General features: G+C 47.3%; 13 protein-coding genes and 1 other RNA gene. 10 read left to right on the forward strand and 4 right to left on the reverse strand.

What is annotated here, in order from left to right; genetic code table 11:
* The first annotated feature begins 325 nt into the window (after window positions 1-325).
* From INT76_RS00750 to INT76_RS00780, 7 genes are all read left to right on the forward strand, one after another.
* Window positions 326-1774 carry an aminotransferase class I/II-fold pyridoxal phosphate-dependent enzyme gene (locus INT76_RS00750; RefSeq protein ID WP_212571112.1) on the forward strand — a complete coding sequence of 483 codons (1449 nt, stop codon included), beginning with the start codon at window positions 326-328 and terminating at the stop codon, window positions 1772-1774.
* A 1-nt stretch (window position 1775) separates the two neighbouring features.
* Window positions 1776-2636 carry a polyamine aminopropyltransferase gene (speE, locus tag INT76_RS00755; protein ID WP_212571114.1) on the forward strand — a complete coding sequence of 287 codons (861 nt, stop codon included), beginning with the start codon at window positions 1776-1778 and terminating at the stop codon, window positions 2634-2636.
* Complete coding sequence (locus tag INT76_RS00760; RefSeq protein ID WP_212571116.1) at window positions 2633-3892, forward strand: saccharopine dehydrogenase family protein; 1260 nt, start codon at window positions 2633-2635, stop codon at window positions 3890-3892. The genes speE and INT76_RS00760 overlap by 4 nt, the downstream gene beginning before the upstream one ends.
* A complete protein-coding gene (gene nspC, locus INT76_RS00765; protein WP_212571118.1) occupies window positions 3893-5020 on the forward strand; it encodes a carboxynorspermidine decarboxylase in 1128 nt (375 codons plus the stop codon).
* Complete coding sequence (aguA, locus tag INT76_RS00770; RefSeq protein ID WP_212571120.1) at window positions 5017-6114, forward strand: agmatine deiminase; 1098 nt, start codon at window positions 5017-5019, stop codon at window positions 6112-6114. Before nspC ends, aguA begins: the two co-directional genes overlap by 4 nt.
* A 112-nt stretch (window positions 6115-6226) precedes the next feature.
* Window positions 6227-7102, forward strand: coding sequence for an N-carbamoylputrescine amidase (gene aguB / locus INT76_RS00775; protein WP_212571122.1), 876 nt, complete (start codon window positions 6227-6229; stop codon window positions 7100-7102).
* A gap of 196 nt (window positions 7103-7298) precedes the next feature.
* Window positions 7299-7649, forward strand: coding sequence for a DUF1801 domain-containing protein (locus INT76_RS00780; RefSeq protein WP_212571124.1), 351 nt, complete (start codon window positions 7299-7301; stop codon window positions 7647-7649).
* Between the two features lie 161 nt (window positions 7650-7810).
* Here the strand turns inward: INT76_RS00780 and INT76_RS00785 are convergent, their stop codons facing one another.
* Genes INT76_RS00785 through INT76_RS00795 form a run of 3 tightly spaced genes read right to left on the reverse strand, consistent with a single transcriptional unit; the run spans window position 7811 to window position 10941 of the window.
* Complete coding sequence (locus tag INT76_RS00785; RefSeq protein WP_212571126.1) at window positions 7811-8953, reverse strand: ABC transporter permease; 1143 nt, start codon at window positions 8951-8953, stop codon at window positions 7811-7813.
* Window positions 8940-10001, reverse strand: coding sequence for an ABC transporter permease (locus INT76_RS00790; RefSeq protein ID WP_212571128.1), 1062 nt, complete (start codon window positions 9999-10001; stop codon window positions 8940-8942). The genes INT76_RS00785 and INT76_RS00790 overlap by 14 nt, the downstream gene beginning before the upstream one ends.
* A 1-nt stretch (window position 10002) precedes the next feature.
* A complete protein-coding gene (locus INT76_RS00795; RefSeq protein ID WP_212571130.1) occupies window positions 10003-10941 on the reverse strand; it encodes an ABC transporter ATP-binding protein in 939 nt (312 codons plus the stop codon).
* 194 nt (window positions 10942-11135) lie between these two features.
* On the opposite strand from INT76_RS00795, the gene INT76_RS00800 reads away from it, so the two are divergent.
* Both INT76_RS00800 and INT76_RS00805 read left to right on the forward strand, forming a co-directional pair.
* Entirely contained in the window at window positions 11136-12182 is a 1047-nt protein-coding gene (locus INT76_RS00800; RefSeq protein ID WP_212571132.1) for a sensor histidine kinase, read from the forward strand.
* Entirely contained in the window at window positions 12179-12790 is a 612-nt protein-coding gene (locus INT76_RS00805; RefSeq protein WP_212571133.1) for a response regulator transcription factor, read from the forward strand. Before INT76_RS00800 ends, INT76_RS00805 begins: the two co-directional genes overlap by 4 nt.
* 51 nt (window positions 12791-12841) lie before the next feature.
* Here the strand turns inward: INT76_RS00805 and INT76_RS00810 are convergent, their stop codons facing one another.
* Entirely contained in the window at window positions 12842-13438 is a 597-nt protein-coding gene (locus tag INT76_RS00810; protein ID WP_212571135.1) for a TVP38/TMEM64 family protein, read from the reverse strand.
* 106 nt (window positions 13439-13544) lie between these two features.
* Here INT76_RS00810 and ssrA point away from each other — a divergent pair.
* Window positions 13545-13892, forward strand: a transfer-messenger RNA (tmRNA) gene (gene ssrA / locus INT76_RS00815).
* Window positions 13893-13896: the final 4 nt, after the last annotated feature.

The following is a 13896-nucleotide window of genomic DNA, read 5'->3' on the forward strand; positions in this document are numbered from 1 at the left end:
CAAAGCCTACGGACAGGCGGGTCGAATGCCGAAGCGTGGCGAAAGCCACATTATTGATCGAGTTAAAAGCTCGAATTTTATAAGTTGATGTTAGGAGTCAGCTCCTAATTCGTATCAAATTTAGTGTGGTGAAAGCACACGTCATCTTGTGAAACGGTCAATAAAGTACGTATATATTTGCACTGGAGAGTAGGAAACGATAGGCACATAAACTCAAGAGAAGAATAAAAAGCGTCAATAGCGATTGTAGAGCAGGGTGAACCTTGCTCTTTTTTCTTTGTATTAAAGAGGGAGGATATCATCTAGCAAAGGAGAATTTTTCAGCATGAAAAATCAACATCAGGCCCCTATTTATGAGGGGCTTGTCAAACTCAGGAAGAAACGGATTGTTCCTTTTGATGTACCTGGTCACAAGCGGGGCCGTGGTAATCCAGAATTGGTAGAGTTATTGGGCGAAAAGTGCGTTGGCATCGATGTCAATTCCATGAAACCTTTGGACAATCTAGGGCATCCAGTTTCCATCATCCGCGATGCAGAAGAATTGGCTGCAGAGGCCTTTGGTGCCAGTCATGCCTTTCTCATGGTTGGGGGAACAACCTCCTCAGTGCAGACCATGATTCTGGCGACTTGTAAGGCGGGGGATAAAATCATCCTTCCTCGAAATGTCCACAAATCAGCCCTCAATGCCCTGGTACTCTGTGGTGCCATTCCCGTCTATGTGGATATGAGCGTTGAGCCACGGATTGGGATTGCCCTTGGCTTAGAAAATGAGGCCTTTGAACGGGCCATTGCAGAACACCCCGATGCGGTGGCGGTTCTAATCAACAACCCGACCTACTATGGGATCTGCTCAGACTTAAAGACCTTGACCCAGCTGGCCCATGAAGCGGGCATGAAGGTCTTGGTGGACGAAGCCCACGGTGCTCACTTGCATTTTTCGGACAAATTGCCAGTGGCTGCTATGGATGTGGGGGCTGATATGGCCGCTGTTTCCATGCACAAATCAGGCGGTAGTCTGACCCAGAGCTCTATTTTGCTGGTCGGTCCAGATATGAATGTGGAATACGTTCGTCAGATTATTAACTTAACCCAGTCTACATCTGCCTCCTACCTGCTTTTGTCCAGTCTGGATATTTCCCGCCGCAATCTGGCCCTTCGAGGTAAGGAATCCTTTGAAAAAGTCATTGAAATGGCGGAATACGCTCGCCGGGAAATCAATGCCATCGGTGGCTACTATGCTTATTCCAAAGAATTGATTGATGGCAAGTCGGTCTATGATTTTGATGTTACCAAGTTGTCTATTTACACGCAAGGAATCGGCCTGACAGGGATTGAAGTTTATGATTTGCTGCGGGATGAGTACGACATTCAGATTGAATTTGGGGATATTGGCAATATCCTGGCCTATATTTCCATCGGTGACCGCCTGCAGGATATCGAGCGGCTGGTGGGAGCACTGGCTGACATCAAGCGGCTCTATTCACGCGATGGTTCAGATCTGATTTCAGGCGAATACATCCAGCCCCAGCTGGTCTTGTCACCGCAGGAAGCCTTTTATGCAGATCGGGAAAGCCGCTCCCTGCAAGAAGCGGTTGGTCAGGTCTGTGGGGAATTTGTCATGTGTTATCCGCCAGGGATTCCGCTTTTGTCACCTGGTGAGCGCGTGACCCAGGAAATCGTAGACTACATCATCTTCGCCAAGGAGCGCGGTTGCTCCGTCCAAGGGACAGAAGATCCAGATGTCAACTTCATCAATGTCATTAAGGAGGTCTAGCATGGAAATGTGGTTTTCAGAGGTCCAGACGCCAGATGTCAAATTGTCCATTCGGACCAGCCAGCAGCTCTTTGCAGGAAAAAGTGAATACCAGGACATCGCAGTTTTGGATTCCCCAGCCTTTGGGAAAATTTTGACCCTGAACGGTCGGGTTCTCTTTTCAGATGCCGACGACTTTGTCTACAATGAAATGGTGGCCCATGTGCCCATGGCTGTCCATCCCAATCCCAAGAAAATATTGATTCTGGGTGGCGGAGATGGTGGCGTTGCCCAGGTTCTCAGCATGTATCCTGAAATTGAGCGCATCGATGTGGTCGAGCCAGATGAATTATTGGTCGAAGTCTGTCGGGAATATTTCCCTGACTACGCAACGGGCTTGGAAGATGAGCGGGTGGAAGTCTATCTGCAAGATGGGCTGCGTTTCCTGCGCAACTGTGAAAACGAGTACGACATCATCATCAATGACGCTACCGATCCTTTTGGGCATACGGAAGGGCTCTTTACCAAGGAATTTTATGGCAATGCCTATCGGGCCTTGAAGGAAGATGGCATCATGGTCTATCAGCATGGCTCACCCTTCTATGATGAAGATGAGTCCGCCTTTCGTTCCATGCACAGAAAGGCCAGCCAGTCCTTCCCAATCAGCCGCGTTTACCAGGCCCATATTCCAACCTGTGCGGCGGGCTATTGGCTTTTTGGCTTTGCATCCAAGCAATACCATCCCATCGAAGATTTTGACCGGGAAAAATGGAAGAAGCGCCAGCTTTTTACAGAATACTATACAGCTAATTTACATGTGGGAGCCTTCATGTTGCCCCGTTATGTGGAAGACATCTTAGAAGAAGAGGAGAAAAGAAAATGAGTCGTTTATTAGTCATTGGTTGCGGCGGCGTAGCCCAGGTTGCCATCAGCAAGGTTTGTCAGGCAGAAGATACTTTCAAGGAGGTCATGATTGCCAGCCGGACCAAGTCCAAATGTGATGATTTGAAGGCTGCCTTGGAAGGAAAAACATCCGTTAATATCGAAACTGCCCAAGTAGATGCGGACAAGGTAGAAGAAGTGATTGCCTTGATCGAAAGCTACCAGCCCAAGGCTGTTTTGAACGTGGCCTTGCCTTATCAGGATTTGACCATCATGGATGCCTGTTTGGCGACTGGTGTGGACTACATCGACACGGCCAACTACGAGTCTGAGGACACAGAAGACCCTGAATGGCGGGCCATCTACGAAAAACGCTGTGCTGAAGAGGGCTTTACGGCCTACTTTGACTACTCCTGGCAGTGGGCTTATAAGGAGCGTTTTGAAAAAGCAGGGCTGACAGCACTTTTGGGCTCCGGATTTGATCCAGGGGTGACCAGCGTCTTTTCAGCCTACGCACTCAAGCATTATTTCGATGAAATCCACTACATCGACATTTTGGACTGTAATGGTGGTGACCATGGTTATCCATTTGCGACCAACTTTAACCCAGAAATCAACCTGCGTGAGGTTTCAGCACCAGGTTCCTACTGGGAAAATGGCAAATGGGTGGAAGTGGAAGCCATGTCTATCAAGCGGGAATATGATTTCCCAGAAGTGGGTCAAAAAGACATGTACCTTCTCCACCATGAAGAAATCGAATCCCTGGCTAAAAATATCCCAGGTGTGAAGCGGATCCGCTTCTTCATGACCTTTGGCCAATCCTACCTGACCCACATGAAATGTCTGGAAAATGTCGGTCTTCTGCGGACGGACCCAATCAACTTCAATGGTCAGGAAGTGGTGCCCATTCAATTCCTCAAGGCTCTCCTGCCAGATCCAGCCAGCCTTGGTCCACGCACCGTTGGCAAAACCAACATCGGCTGTATTTTCACAGGTGTTAAGGATGGCGTTGAGAAAACTATCTATATCTACAATGTTTGTGACCATCAAGAGTGCTATAAGGAAGTGGGTTCACAGGCTATTTCCTACACAACTGGTGTGCCAGCCATGATTGGAACCAAGCTGGTTATGGATGGAACCTGGAAAAAACCAGGCGTCTATAACTTGGAAGAATTGGATCCTGATCCATTTATGGACTTGCTCAACCAGTACGGCCTACCTTGGCAGGTAGTAGAAAATCCGGTTTTGGTGGACTAGATGAGAATGGATCAAGTCCCAACGCCAGCCTATGTCATTGACGAAAGCAAGCTGGTAAAGAATTTAGAAATTCTCAAGTCAGTCCAAGACCGTACAGGCTGCAAGGTCCTCTTGGCTCAAAAAGCCTTTTCCATGTACGCCACCTATCCGCTGATTAGCCAATATCTGACTGGAACCACCGCATCTGGCCTTTATGAAGCCAAGCTGGGTCGTGAGGAGTTTGGGGGTGAAGTCCATGTCTTTGCCCCAGCCTTTAAGGACGCAGATTTGGAAGAAATCTTGGAAATTGCAGACCACATCGTCTTTAATTCCGAGCGCCAGTTGCGCAAGCACGTAGACAAGTGCCGAGCAGCAGGAGTTAGTATCGGTCTGCGGATCAATCCAGAATGTTCCACTCAGGGTGATCATGCCCTTTATGACCCCTGTGCAGTGGGTTCTCGATTCGGTGTTCGGATTGACCAGTTTTCAGAAGACCTGCTGGACTTGGTGGATGGCCTGCATTTTCATACACTTTGCGAGCAAAATTCAGATGATTTGAAAACTACCTTGGAGGCTGTTGAGGCCAAGTTTGGCCCTTATCTCCACCGCATCAAGTGGCTCAATATGGGCGGCGGCCACCATGTGACCAGAGATGATTATGATCTGGACTTGCTGATTTCTTCAATCCAGCAGATACAGGAAAAATATGGGCTGGAAGTCTATATCGAGCCCGGTGAGGCCATCGCCCTCAACGCGGGCTATCTGGTGACAGAGGTCTTGGATATTGTGGAGAATGGCATTGAAACCCTGGTGCTGGATGCTTCGGCTACCTGTCACATGCCAGATGTACTAGAAATGCCCTATCGCCCACCGCTTCGTCATGGTTTTGAGGCTGGGGAGAAGGCTTATACTTACAGGCTGTCTTCCAATACCTGCCTGACTGGCGACATCATCGGCGATTATTCCTTTGAAAAACCTGTGGAGATTGGTGACAAGCTCTACTTTGAAGACATGGCCATCTACTCTTTTGTCAAAAATAATACCTTCAACGGGATCGGTCTGCCAAGTCTGGTCTTGATGGACAAGGCTGGCGACTGCCGGATTGTCAAGAGTTTTGGCTATGAAAATTTCAAGGGGAGGCTGTCATGATCGAAAGTCCAAAAGCAGCGGGCTACCGCATGCCAGCTGAGTATGAGCCCCATCATGGCACCCTCATGGTGTGGCCGACCCGGCCTGGTTCCTGGCCCTTTGATGGTCAGGGGGCAAAAAAAGCCTTCAGCCAGGCCATCAAAACCATTGCTGAAAGTGAGCAGGTCTATCTCTTGGTCGATGAGGTCCACCGTGAAGAAGCCCAGTCCATGTTGGGTCAAGGCGTTACCTACCTAGACATTCCCACAAACGACGCTTGGGCGCGGGATACAGGTCCGACGGTTTTGGTTCATGAAAATGGCAGAGCTCTGTCTGTCGATTGGGCCTTTAATGCCTGGGGTGGAAGTTATGATGGTCTCTATCAGGACTATGAGGCAGATGATCAGGTGGCTAGCCGCTTTAGCCAGGCCATCGGTCTGCCAGTCTATGATGTCCATCCCTTTGTCCTAGAAGGCGGAGCCATTCATAGTGACGGTGAGGGAACCATTTTGGTGACCGAATCCTGCCTGCTCAGTCCGGGCCGCAATCCCCATTTGACCAAGGAGCAGATCGAGAAAGTCCTCCTAGATAGCCTAGGTGCTGAAAAGGTCCTCTGGCTCCCTTATGGTATCTACAATGATGAAACCAACGAGCATGTGGACAATGTCGCGGCCTTTGTCGGCCCAGCTGAACTGGTCTTGGCCTGGACGGATGATGAAGCCGACCCCCAATATGCCATGTCCAAGGCTGATTGGGACTACTTGGAAGAGCAAGTGGATGCCAAGGGCAGAAAGTTGACCGTCCACAAACTCCCCATTCCAAAACATCCCATTCTGGTGACTGAAGCGGATTTGCCAGGTTATCTTTATGAAGCGGGGGAAGAAGAACGGACTGCAGGCGAACGCTTGGCGGCCTCCTATGTCAATTTTTACATCAGCAACGGTGCGGTCTTGGTGCCCCAGTTTGGTGATGAGCATGATGCGGTGGCACTTGAGCTACTAGCGCAGCTTTTTCCCAGCAGAAAAGTCGTCGGCATTCCAGCCCGTGACATCCTGCTTGGGGGTGGGAATATCCATTGCATCACCCAGCAGATTCCCCTTTATGGGGCTAAATGACTCTGATACAGCGTCAAGCCGGATTGGCAAACTCCGGTATAGCCGGCTCCGTCCTTCCTTGTCTCAGAGCCATTGTATCGCCCATAAAGAACTTACGAAAAGGATTGAAATTATGAGAAATGTTACTGTTGCGGCTGTCCAGATGCAGTGCGGTCAGGATGTGGGGGAAAATCTGGCGACCGCTGAGCGTTTGGTCAGGCAGGCTGCTGGTCAGGGAGCGCAGATTGTTCTCCTGCCAGAGCTCTTTGAGCGTCCCTATTTTTGTCAGGAACGCCAGTATGACTATTACAGCTATGCCAAGTCTGTTGAAGAGAATGACGCTATCCAGCACTTTATCCCCATTGCCAAGGAATTGCAGCTGGTCTTGCCCATTTCCTTCTATGAAAAGGATGGCAATAACCTTTATAATTCCATCGCAGTCATTGATGCGGATGGGACCGTTTTGGGAGTTTACCGCAAGACTCATATCCCTGATGACCATTATTATCAGGAGAAATTTTACTTCACACCTGGCAACACTGGTTTCAAGGTTTGGGAGACCCGTTATGCCAAAATCGGGATTGGCATCTGTTGGGACCAATGGTTCCCAGAAACCGCTCGCTGTCTGGCTCTGAACGGGGCAGAATTGCTCTTTTACCCAACAGCTATTGGTTCGGAGCCGATTTTGGATACGGATAGCCAAGGCCATTGGCAGCGGACCATGCAGGGGCATGCGGCGGCCAATATCACCCCGGTCATTGCGGCCAATCGGATTGGCTTGGAAGAAGTTCATCCTTCTGCGGAAAATGGAGGCCAGTCCTCCAGTCTGCGTTTTTACGGTTCCTCCTTTATGACAGGAGAAACAGGAGACCTCTTGACCAAGGCTGGCCGAGATCAAGAAGCAGTCTTGCTGGCCACTTATGATTTGGACAAGGGAGCGCGTGAGCGTCTGGACTGGGGACTCTTTAGAGACCGCCGACCACATATGTATCAGAAGATTGTGGAATAAGGAGAAAAAGCCCTTATGAAGTGTAGTATCTCATAACTTACGAAAAGGGTGTATATTACCAGACAGACTTTCCTGTCTGGTTTTTATTTAGGTCTCAAAAGCGCATATAAATATGTAAGTCGCTTTTTTTTTTTTTTTTTTTTTTTGATATACTATGGTTAATTAACTTATACAGAATCCAAATGAGGAGGCGAATATGGACCAAAAAGTAAAAAATCTGCTGGATGACTGGGAAATTGACAATCCCGCTTTGTATGAAATCGCGAGTAGTGTCCGCACGAAAATATTGCAACTGGCCGATAGAGTAGGCGAAGAAGTGAAATATGGCGGTATTCTGTTTGCTGCACCTATACCCTTTTGCGGCATTTTTGTCTATAAGCAACATGTTTCTGTTGAATTTAGTCATGGTGCCAAGATTGTAGACCCGCACGGTTTATTAGAAGGCAAAGGCAAAGGCCGCCGTCATGTCAAATTACATACGCTTGAAGATATAGAAAATAAGCATTTGACGGATTACCTACGATTGGCGCAAAAAGCAGCAGAATAAGATGCCAGTCTTCTAACTCAGTTTCCTGAATTAGCCATCACAGCCAAAGTTGTTGTCCTATCGGATAGGGTAGCCCAACTATTTTCAGACAGGAAAAAGTAAGTCAGGCGGACTGACTCGTAAAATAGTAAAAGCCCTCAAGCAAGGGCTTTTACTTTTTCCTAAAATGCAATCAATTTATTGCCGCTTTTGACGCGGCTGATGGCCATGGCAAGGACAAAGTAGAAGAGGGCAAAGAGAAGGAGGATGCCAACAGTCGGCAGGTAACTGAAAAGGCTGCTATCCATGATCTGGTTGCTTTTGACCACATAGTAGACAGGGAAGAGTTTGGCAAAATGGAGGACAGGTTCAGATAGCATCTCTAAGGGAACAAAGACCCCCGATGTGAAGGAAAGGCCAAGTCCGAGGACAGTGGACAAACCTGAGTAGAGGAAGCGGTTATTGCCAATGATGACAGACGCCAGAAAAGCCATGGAAAGGGCAGCAGTCGCAAAGGCTAGAGATACCAGCACATATTTAAGGAAAATAGGCTGGGTGACAAGGCTAGGCCTGAAGGCTAGGGCACCGATGATAAAGAGGGCCGTGATAAAGAAAGCCACAAAGCCACAGGCCATTAGCTTAGACTTGTTGATGGATACAAGGCTGGTGGATGAAATCAACTGCCGTTGCAGAACCTTTGTTTCCTGAAAGTTGGACAAGAGCAGGCCAAATAGGGCAATGAAGATGGCAATCAGGACATAGGTCACAAAGTTAAAGTAGAAGCTGGCCCAGATACTGGCTTCGGTTCGTTTGTCTGACTTCGGAGCCTGCATGAGGGTCACCTTGGCTTCTTTGGAAAAAGTTTGATTGAGGGCTTCAAAGTCGGTCTGGCCAGCGGTTAGCACCGCATTGACAAAGGTGAAGTAGCCGTTGGTCATGGAATAAACCAGGCTGGAACTATTGCTATTGATGGTGATGATTTGGACAGGCGAGGTCTTCTTCAAAATCCCTTCTTCCAAATCTTCAGGCAGAACTATGATACCGTCTATTTCCCCGATAAAAATGCGTTCTCGCAATTCTTCAATTGGCTTGCTAGACAATTCGACATCGTGGTTTTCTTCCAGGTAGTCTTGGAAGGCATCACCAAGTTTGCTGTCTTCCTGCCGAACCAGAATCAGATCCAGACGGGTATTTGAAAAATCCCCTCTTTCTTGAGGGTCAAGGCCCTGGTTAACTGCCGAAAGGATAAAGAAGATAAGGGCATAGGTGAAAATGTGCCACTTCATCCGCCAGATGCTGGTCATCAAGTATTTAAAGACTGTCATAGCGATTCCTCCTTAACAATAGGGTGGCCAAAGCAAGGGCCAAGAGGGCATAGACTCCCAGAACACTGGTGGCAAAAAGCAGGTTGTCTCGATTTGCCAGATTATTTACCTGATAAAGGGTATCCGTTAGGATGGACATGGGATTGTATTTGGCAAAGAGTGGAGCAACTTTGTAGACCAGAAAGCGAACCTGAAGTGACATCATTCCTGCTGCGAAGGCTAGAAAATTGGTCAAGAGGACAGCAATCATGGTTTTTGTTGCTTCCTTGAGTTTCTCAATAGCACCCAAAGCATATCCCAGGGCTGTGCCGCAGAGATTGCCCATGAAGAGTAAGAGCAGGCTTTCGAGCGGCTGCAAGAAGACTTGAACCTTCAAGATGTAGACCACATAGGCATACAAAAGCAGATTGGCCATCATGGTCAAGCCCATGGTGACGAAAAAGGAAGATAGGATGAAGGTTGACTTTTTAAAGGGGGAGGAATTCAGGCGGGCACCCAGGGTAGACAAATTGGGCTGGATAATGATGCAGCTGGAAATGGCCCCAAACATGGAATAGAAGCAGGCCATGGCAAAGAGGGAGTAGAAGTAAACCGCCATGGGATTCGTTTTTTGCTCCTCCTGTCGGACAGGGGAGTTTGAAAAATCAAGATAATTAGCAGCATCTCCCAATAGCATGATTTGTTCCATCTGGCTGAGGACGGAACGGATGATGGAGGGGTTGACACCCGTCAAGCTATTCACCACCATCTCAGAGTCCTTGTTAACATAAGCCTCGACTTTTTTAGCTTCCAGCAAGTCTATCCCTTCCTCGTCATTCTCCACAAGGGTCATATCAAAAAGCCCTGTTTCTGGAAAGACATAGGCCGCAAAAGATTCTTCTCGAACGGCAACAGGGATGCTTTCCACCTTAGCGGAAAAAATATTAGAGAGGGCGACATGGTAGAAGGTAGCCAGTAGGAGAGGAAAGAGCAGGACCCAGAAGGTAAAACTCTTCTCCCGCAGGGTCGCCTTGGCCAGATAAAGGGTAGATCTTAGAAAATCAGTCATCTTAATCACGCAACTCCTTTCCAGTAAATGAGAGAAAGACATCGCTGAGGCTCGGCTGCTCGCTATAGAGTTTTAAGTAGGCAAGACCGTGTTGGTTTAAAAGCTGGGCCAGGGCAACAATGTTGCTTCCTTTTTGGGTAAACTGGAGAATATAGGTTGCCTTGTTTTTATCCAGCAGCTGCAGATGAGGCAAACTTTCCATTTCTCGCACGATGTCAGCAGAAGCCTCCTCCACCAATTCCAGGTGGATGATTTCCTTGGTGGCAATCATAGACTTGAGTTCTTCCGGAGTACCGTCCACCACATTGTGGCCCTTATCCATGATGACAATGCGGTCGCAAAGCTGATCCGCTTCGTCCAGATAATGGGTGGTATAGACAATAGTTGAGCCTTCTTTGTTGAGCCGTTTGATCCCTTCAAGAATGAAATTCCGACTCTGAGCATCCACAGCGACCGTTGGCTCATCCAGGAAAATCAATTTGGGTTTGTGGGCGATGCCACAGGCGATGTTGAGGCGGCGCTTGAGTCCTCCACTCAGTTTATTGGGAAAGAATTTCCGATAATCTTCCAAGCCAACAAAGGAAATGGCTTCATCCACCAAACTTTTCCGTTTTTGCTTGTCTTTAATATAGAGGCCGCAGAAGAAGTCGATGTTTTCATAGACGGTTAGCTGCTCAAAGTAGGCCAGCTCCTGAGGCACCAGTCCGATATTTTCCTTGATATGGTAGGTGTTTGGAGTCATGGCCTCCCCAAAAATCCGTATGTCGCCCTTGTCATAGGTCAAGAGACCCAACATACAGTTGATGGCAGTGGTTTTCCCACAACCGTTTGGACCCAAAAATCCAAGGATTTCACCCTCTCTGACTTCCAAATTAAAATGGTCCAGAGCAAGGAGTTCCTTGTAGCGTTTGACCAACTGGTTGATTTCGATTGTTTTCATAATAAACTCCTTTTTTAGCAGATAAACATTGTTTTCCTTCAAGTCTATTATAGCTCTTTAGATCAGAAATCAGCAGTGTCCCCAGTCATATATTGATATGAAAATAGTCATATTTTCTCCTGGAAGACTAGCATTTCTGGCTGAAATACCGTATACTAAAACTAGATTGGATATTCTTTGTGAAAGGAGACAGGATGCCTACCATCATTGAAAAAATTTTGTTGAGCACGCTCTCCTATGCAGCCTTGCTTCTGCTGGATAGGGGGCAAAATAGTGTGGCTTTCTTGCTCCTAACCCTCATCTTATCTTTCTTGCTGGAGCTGTTCCAGCAAAAAAGGATACAAGTGGGGTTATTACTGACCCATGGCCTGCTGTTTCTGCTGAAGCCAGAAGCTCTCTTTTTCTTTCCCCTCTTTGTTTACTCGGTCGTACAGATTATTCCTAATTGGAGTTGGCTTTGTCTCTTCATTCTCTTTTTCTTACCGACTCCTCTGACCATCCTATTTAGTCTCTTAGCGGCCTACATGGCCTATCAAAGGCAGGCAAATCAGGCTTTTAGGAAGCAAAATCTACAAATCCAGAATCGGCTGGCCCAGGACAAGATGGCCCTGCGCCGCAAGCAACAGCAGTTGGAACAGGATCAGGTCAAAAATATGGAAATTGCCACCCTGTCTGAGCGCAACCGCATTGCCCATAGCTTGCACGACTCTATCGGGCACCTCATCAGCAGCAGTATCTTGCAACTAGAAGCCCTTCAGATAACCAGTCAGGAAGAGGCCACCCGTCAACATCTGGAGGTTCTGTCAGAGCATTTGCAGACAGGCATGACTGACATCCGCCAGACCCTCCATCAGCTCTACAATGACTCCTTTGACCTCCACCAACGCCTAGAAGAAAGTTTGGAGCCACTCGGCAATCGGGAATTGACCTTTCATTACAGTGTGGAGTCGCCCTTGCCCCTTTCTGTCAAGCTTGATTTTGTGACCATTGTCAAGGAATTGGTGACCAACTGCTGCAAGCATTCCAACAGCAGCCAGGTAAGGCTGGTCTTAGTGGAGCAGCCCAGCTTTTTCAGCCTGACCTACAAGGACAATGGCAGTTTTCAATCCCAGAGCCAGAAAGGGATTGGACTTTATTCCATTGAAGAAATTGTCCAAAAATACAAGGGAAGCATGACCATTGACCAAGTAGATGGTTATCACCTGCACTTGATTTTTAGAAAGGAGGCCATTGAGCTATGAAAGAACTCGTGATTATCGATGATGATTATTTGGTGGTTCAGGCCCTGGAAACCATTGTTAATTCCAAGGAAAATCTAACTGTCGTGGCGACTGGCCACAGTGGTCAAGATGCCATTGACCTCTATCAGAAGCACCAGCCCGACCTCCTTTTGATGGACATCCGCATGGAGCCCATGTCAGGCATTGAGGCAGCAGCCGACATACTGGAGGAGCACAAGGAGGCCAAGATTCTCTTTATCACCACCTTTCAGGACGATGACTATATCACAAAAGCCATGGCTTTGGGCTGCCGCGGCTACATATTAAAACAAAATATCAAGGGTATCCTTCCCGCCATCGAAGCTGTTGAAAATGGCCATCTGGTTTTTGACTCTCAAATTATCCAGTCCATCCACCCCAAGAAAGAAGCGCAGGTCATCGAGCATTTGACGGAGCGTGAAAACCAAGTCCTGCACTTAGTTGCGGATGGTCTCAACAACAAGGAAATTGCCGATATCCTCTTTTTGAGTGAGGGAACTGTGCGCAACTATGTCTCTGCCCTCATGGACAAATTAGGGCTTAGGGACCGGACTCAGTTAGCAGTTTATTATTACAAGCATCAGTCTTAAACCAAAGAAACCGCCAGGCTCCTATATGAGAACCTAGCGGTTTTTCGTTTCTTATTTTTGGAACAGTTGTTGAACAAACTGGCCACCGTAGATCCAAAAGAAGCTATAAGCAACGATGGAGAAGGGGCGGCAAAGTAGGGTGATGGTGATGAACTTACGATAACTCATGCTGGTCAAGCCGGTAATCATCACGACAATGTCTGCTGGTGAAATTGGGGATAGCATGCAAATGATAAAGAAAATTTCGTATGCACGCTTATTGTCAATCTTGCTTTCGTACTTGTAAAAAGTCTCCTCTGTCATAAAGAGAAGGCAGAATTTCTTCCCATAGCGTCTAGCCAGCCAGAAAAGGATGATGCTACCAATCGAAATGCCAACATAGTTGAGGATAAAGCCCCACCAGAAACCAAAAACGAGGAAGCCAACGACAGTTGTCACACCCCCTGGAATGATGGGGAATACTACCTGAATGACTTGAATAGCTAAAAAGATAAGCCCACCGAAGGTTCCATGACTTTTAATAAATTCGGTCAGGACATTTTGATCATTTAAAATACCAATCCGATAGAGCCAAACTAAAAAGAAGAAAGTTGCGATTAGAGTAATGATGCTCAATACATGGATTGTTTTTTGCAATAATTTATACATACTATCATTCTACCATAAACTATCCCTTTTTCAAATTAAGGAAAAAGGAAAAAATTATTTTGCTATTTCTAAAAAAATCTGTTATAATGTTTAACGTATCCTATGAGGGGTCGTTACGGATTCGACAGGCATTATGAGGCTTGTTCTGCAACCCGAATGGCGGCGTAACCGCTCAGTTTAAATATAACTGCAAAAAATACAAACACTTACGCATTAGCAGCTTAATAACCTGCCTGCGTGACTGGTCACAGATTGCTTGCGTTTGTTGATTGGTCTTAATTTAGCGAGCTACGTTAGAACTGAGTCAGGCTGTTCTAAAAGAGATAAACTGACTCGCCTGCTGTCGGCTTGAGTTATGTGCCGGCAACTGGTTAAATCAAGACATAACCTATGGTTGTAGACGAATAAGTTAGCAGGTGTTTGGACGTGGGTTCGACTCCCACCGGCTCCATCATATT

The sequence above is a fragment of the Streptococcus oriscaviae genome (assembly GCF_018137985.1).
GTDB lineage: Bacteria > Bacillota > Bacilli > Lactobacillales > Streptococcaceae > Streptococcus > Streptococcus oriscaviae.

What these genes read in the sequence shown, in the direction of transcription:
- speE (WP_212571114.1), top strand. Translation starts at nt 1,776, where the DNA reads ATGGAAATGTGGTTTTCAGAGGTCCAGACGCCAGATGTCAAATTGTCC.
- INT76_RS00805 (WP_212571133.1), top strand. Translation starts at nt 12,179, where the DNA reads ATGAAAGAACTCGTGATTATCGATGATGATTATTTGGTGGTTCAGGCC.
- INT76_RS00790 (WP_212571128.1), bottom strand. Translation starts at nt 10,001, where the DNA reads ATGACTGATTTTCTAAGATCTACCCTTTATCTGGCCAAGGCGACCCTG.
- aguA (WP_212571120.1), top strand. Translation starts at nt 5,017, where the DNA reads ATGATCGAAAGTCCAAAAGCAGCGGGCTACCGCATGCCAGCTGAGTAT.
- INT76_RS00760 (WP_212571116.1), top strand. Translation starts at nt 2,633, where the DNA reads ATGAGTCGTTTATTAGTCATTGGTTGCGGCGGCGTAGCCCAGGTTGCC.
- aguB (WP_212571122.1), top strand. Translation starts at nt 6,227, where the DNA reads ATGAGAAATGTTACTGTTGCGGCTGTCCAGATGCAGTGCGGTCAGGAT.
- INT76_RS00795 (WP_212571130.1), bottom strand. Translation starts at nt 10,941, where the DNA reads ATGAAAACAATCGAAATCAACCAGTTGGTCAAACGCTACAAGGAACTC.
- nspC (WP_212571118.1), top strand. Translation starts at nt 3,893, where the DNA reads ATGAGAATGGATCAAGTCCCAACGCCAGCCTATGTCATTGACGAAAGC.
- INT76_RS00810 (WP_212571135.1), bottom strand. Translation starts at nt 13,438, where the DNA reads ATGTATAAATTATTGCAAAAAACAATCCATGTATTGAGCATCATTACT.
- INT76_RS00780 (WP_212571124.1), top strand. Translation starts at nt 7,299, where the DNA reads ATGGACCAAAAAGTAAAAAATCTGCTGGATGACTGGGAAATTGACAAT.
- INT76_RS00800 (WP_212571132.1), top strand. Translation starts at nt 11,136, where the DNA reads ATGCCTACCATCATTGAAAAAATTTTGTTGAGCACGCTCTCCTATGCA.
- INT76_RS00750 (WP_212571112.1), top strand. Translation starts at nt 326, where the DNA reads ATGAAAAATCAACATCAGGCCCCTATTTATGAGGGGCTTGTCAAACTC.
- INT76_RS00785 (WP_212571126.1), bottom strand. Translation starts at nt 8,953, where the DNA reads ATGACAGTCTTTAAATACTTGATGACCAGCATCTGGCGGATGAAGTGG.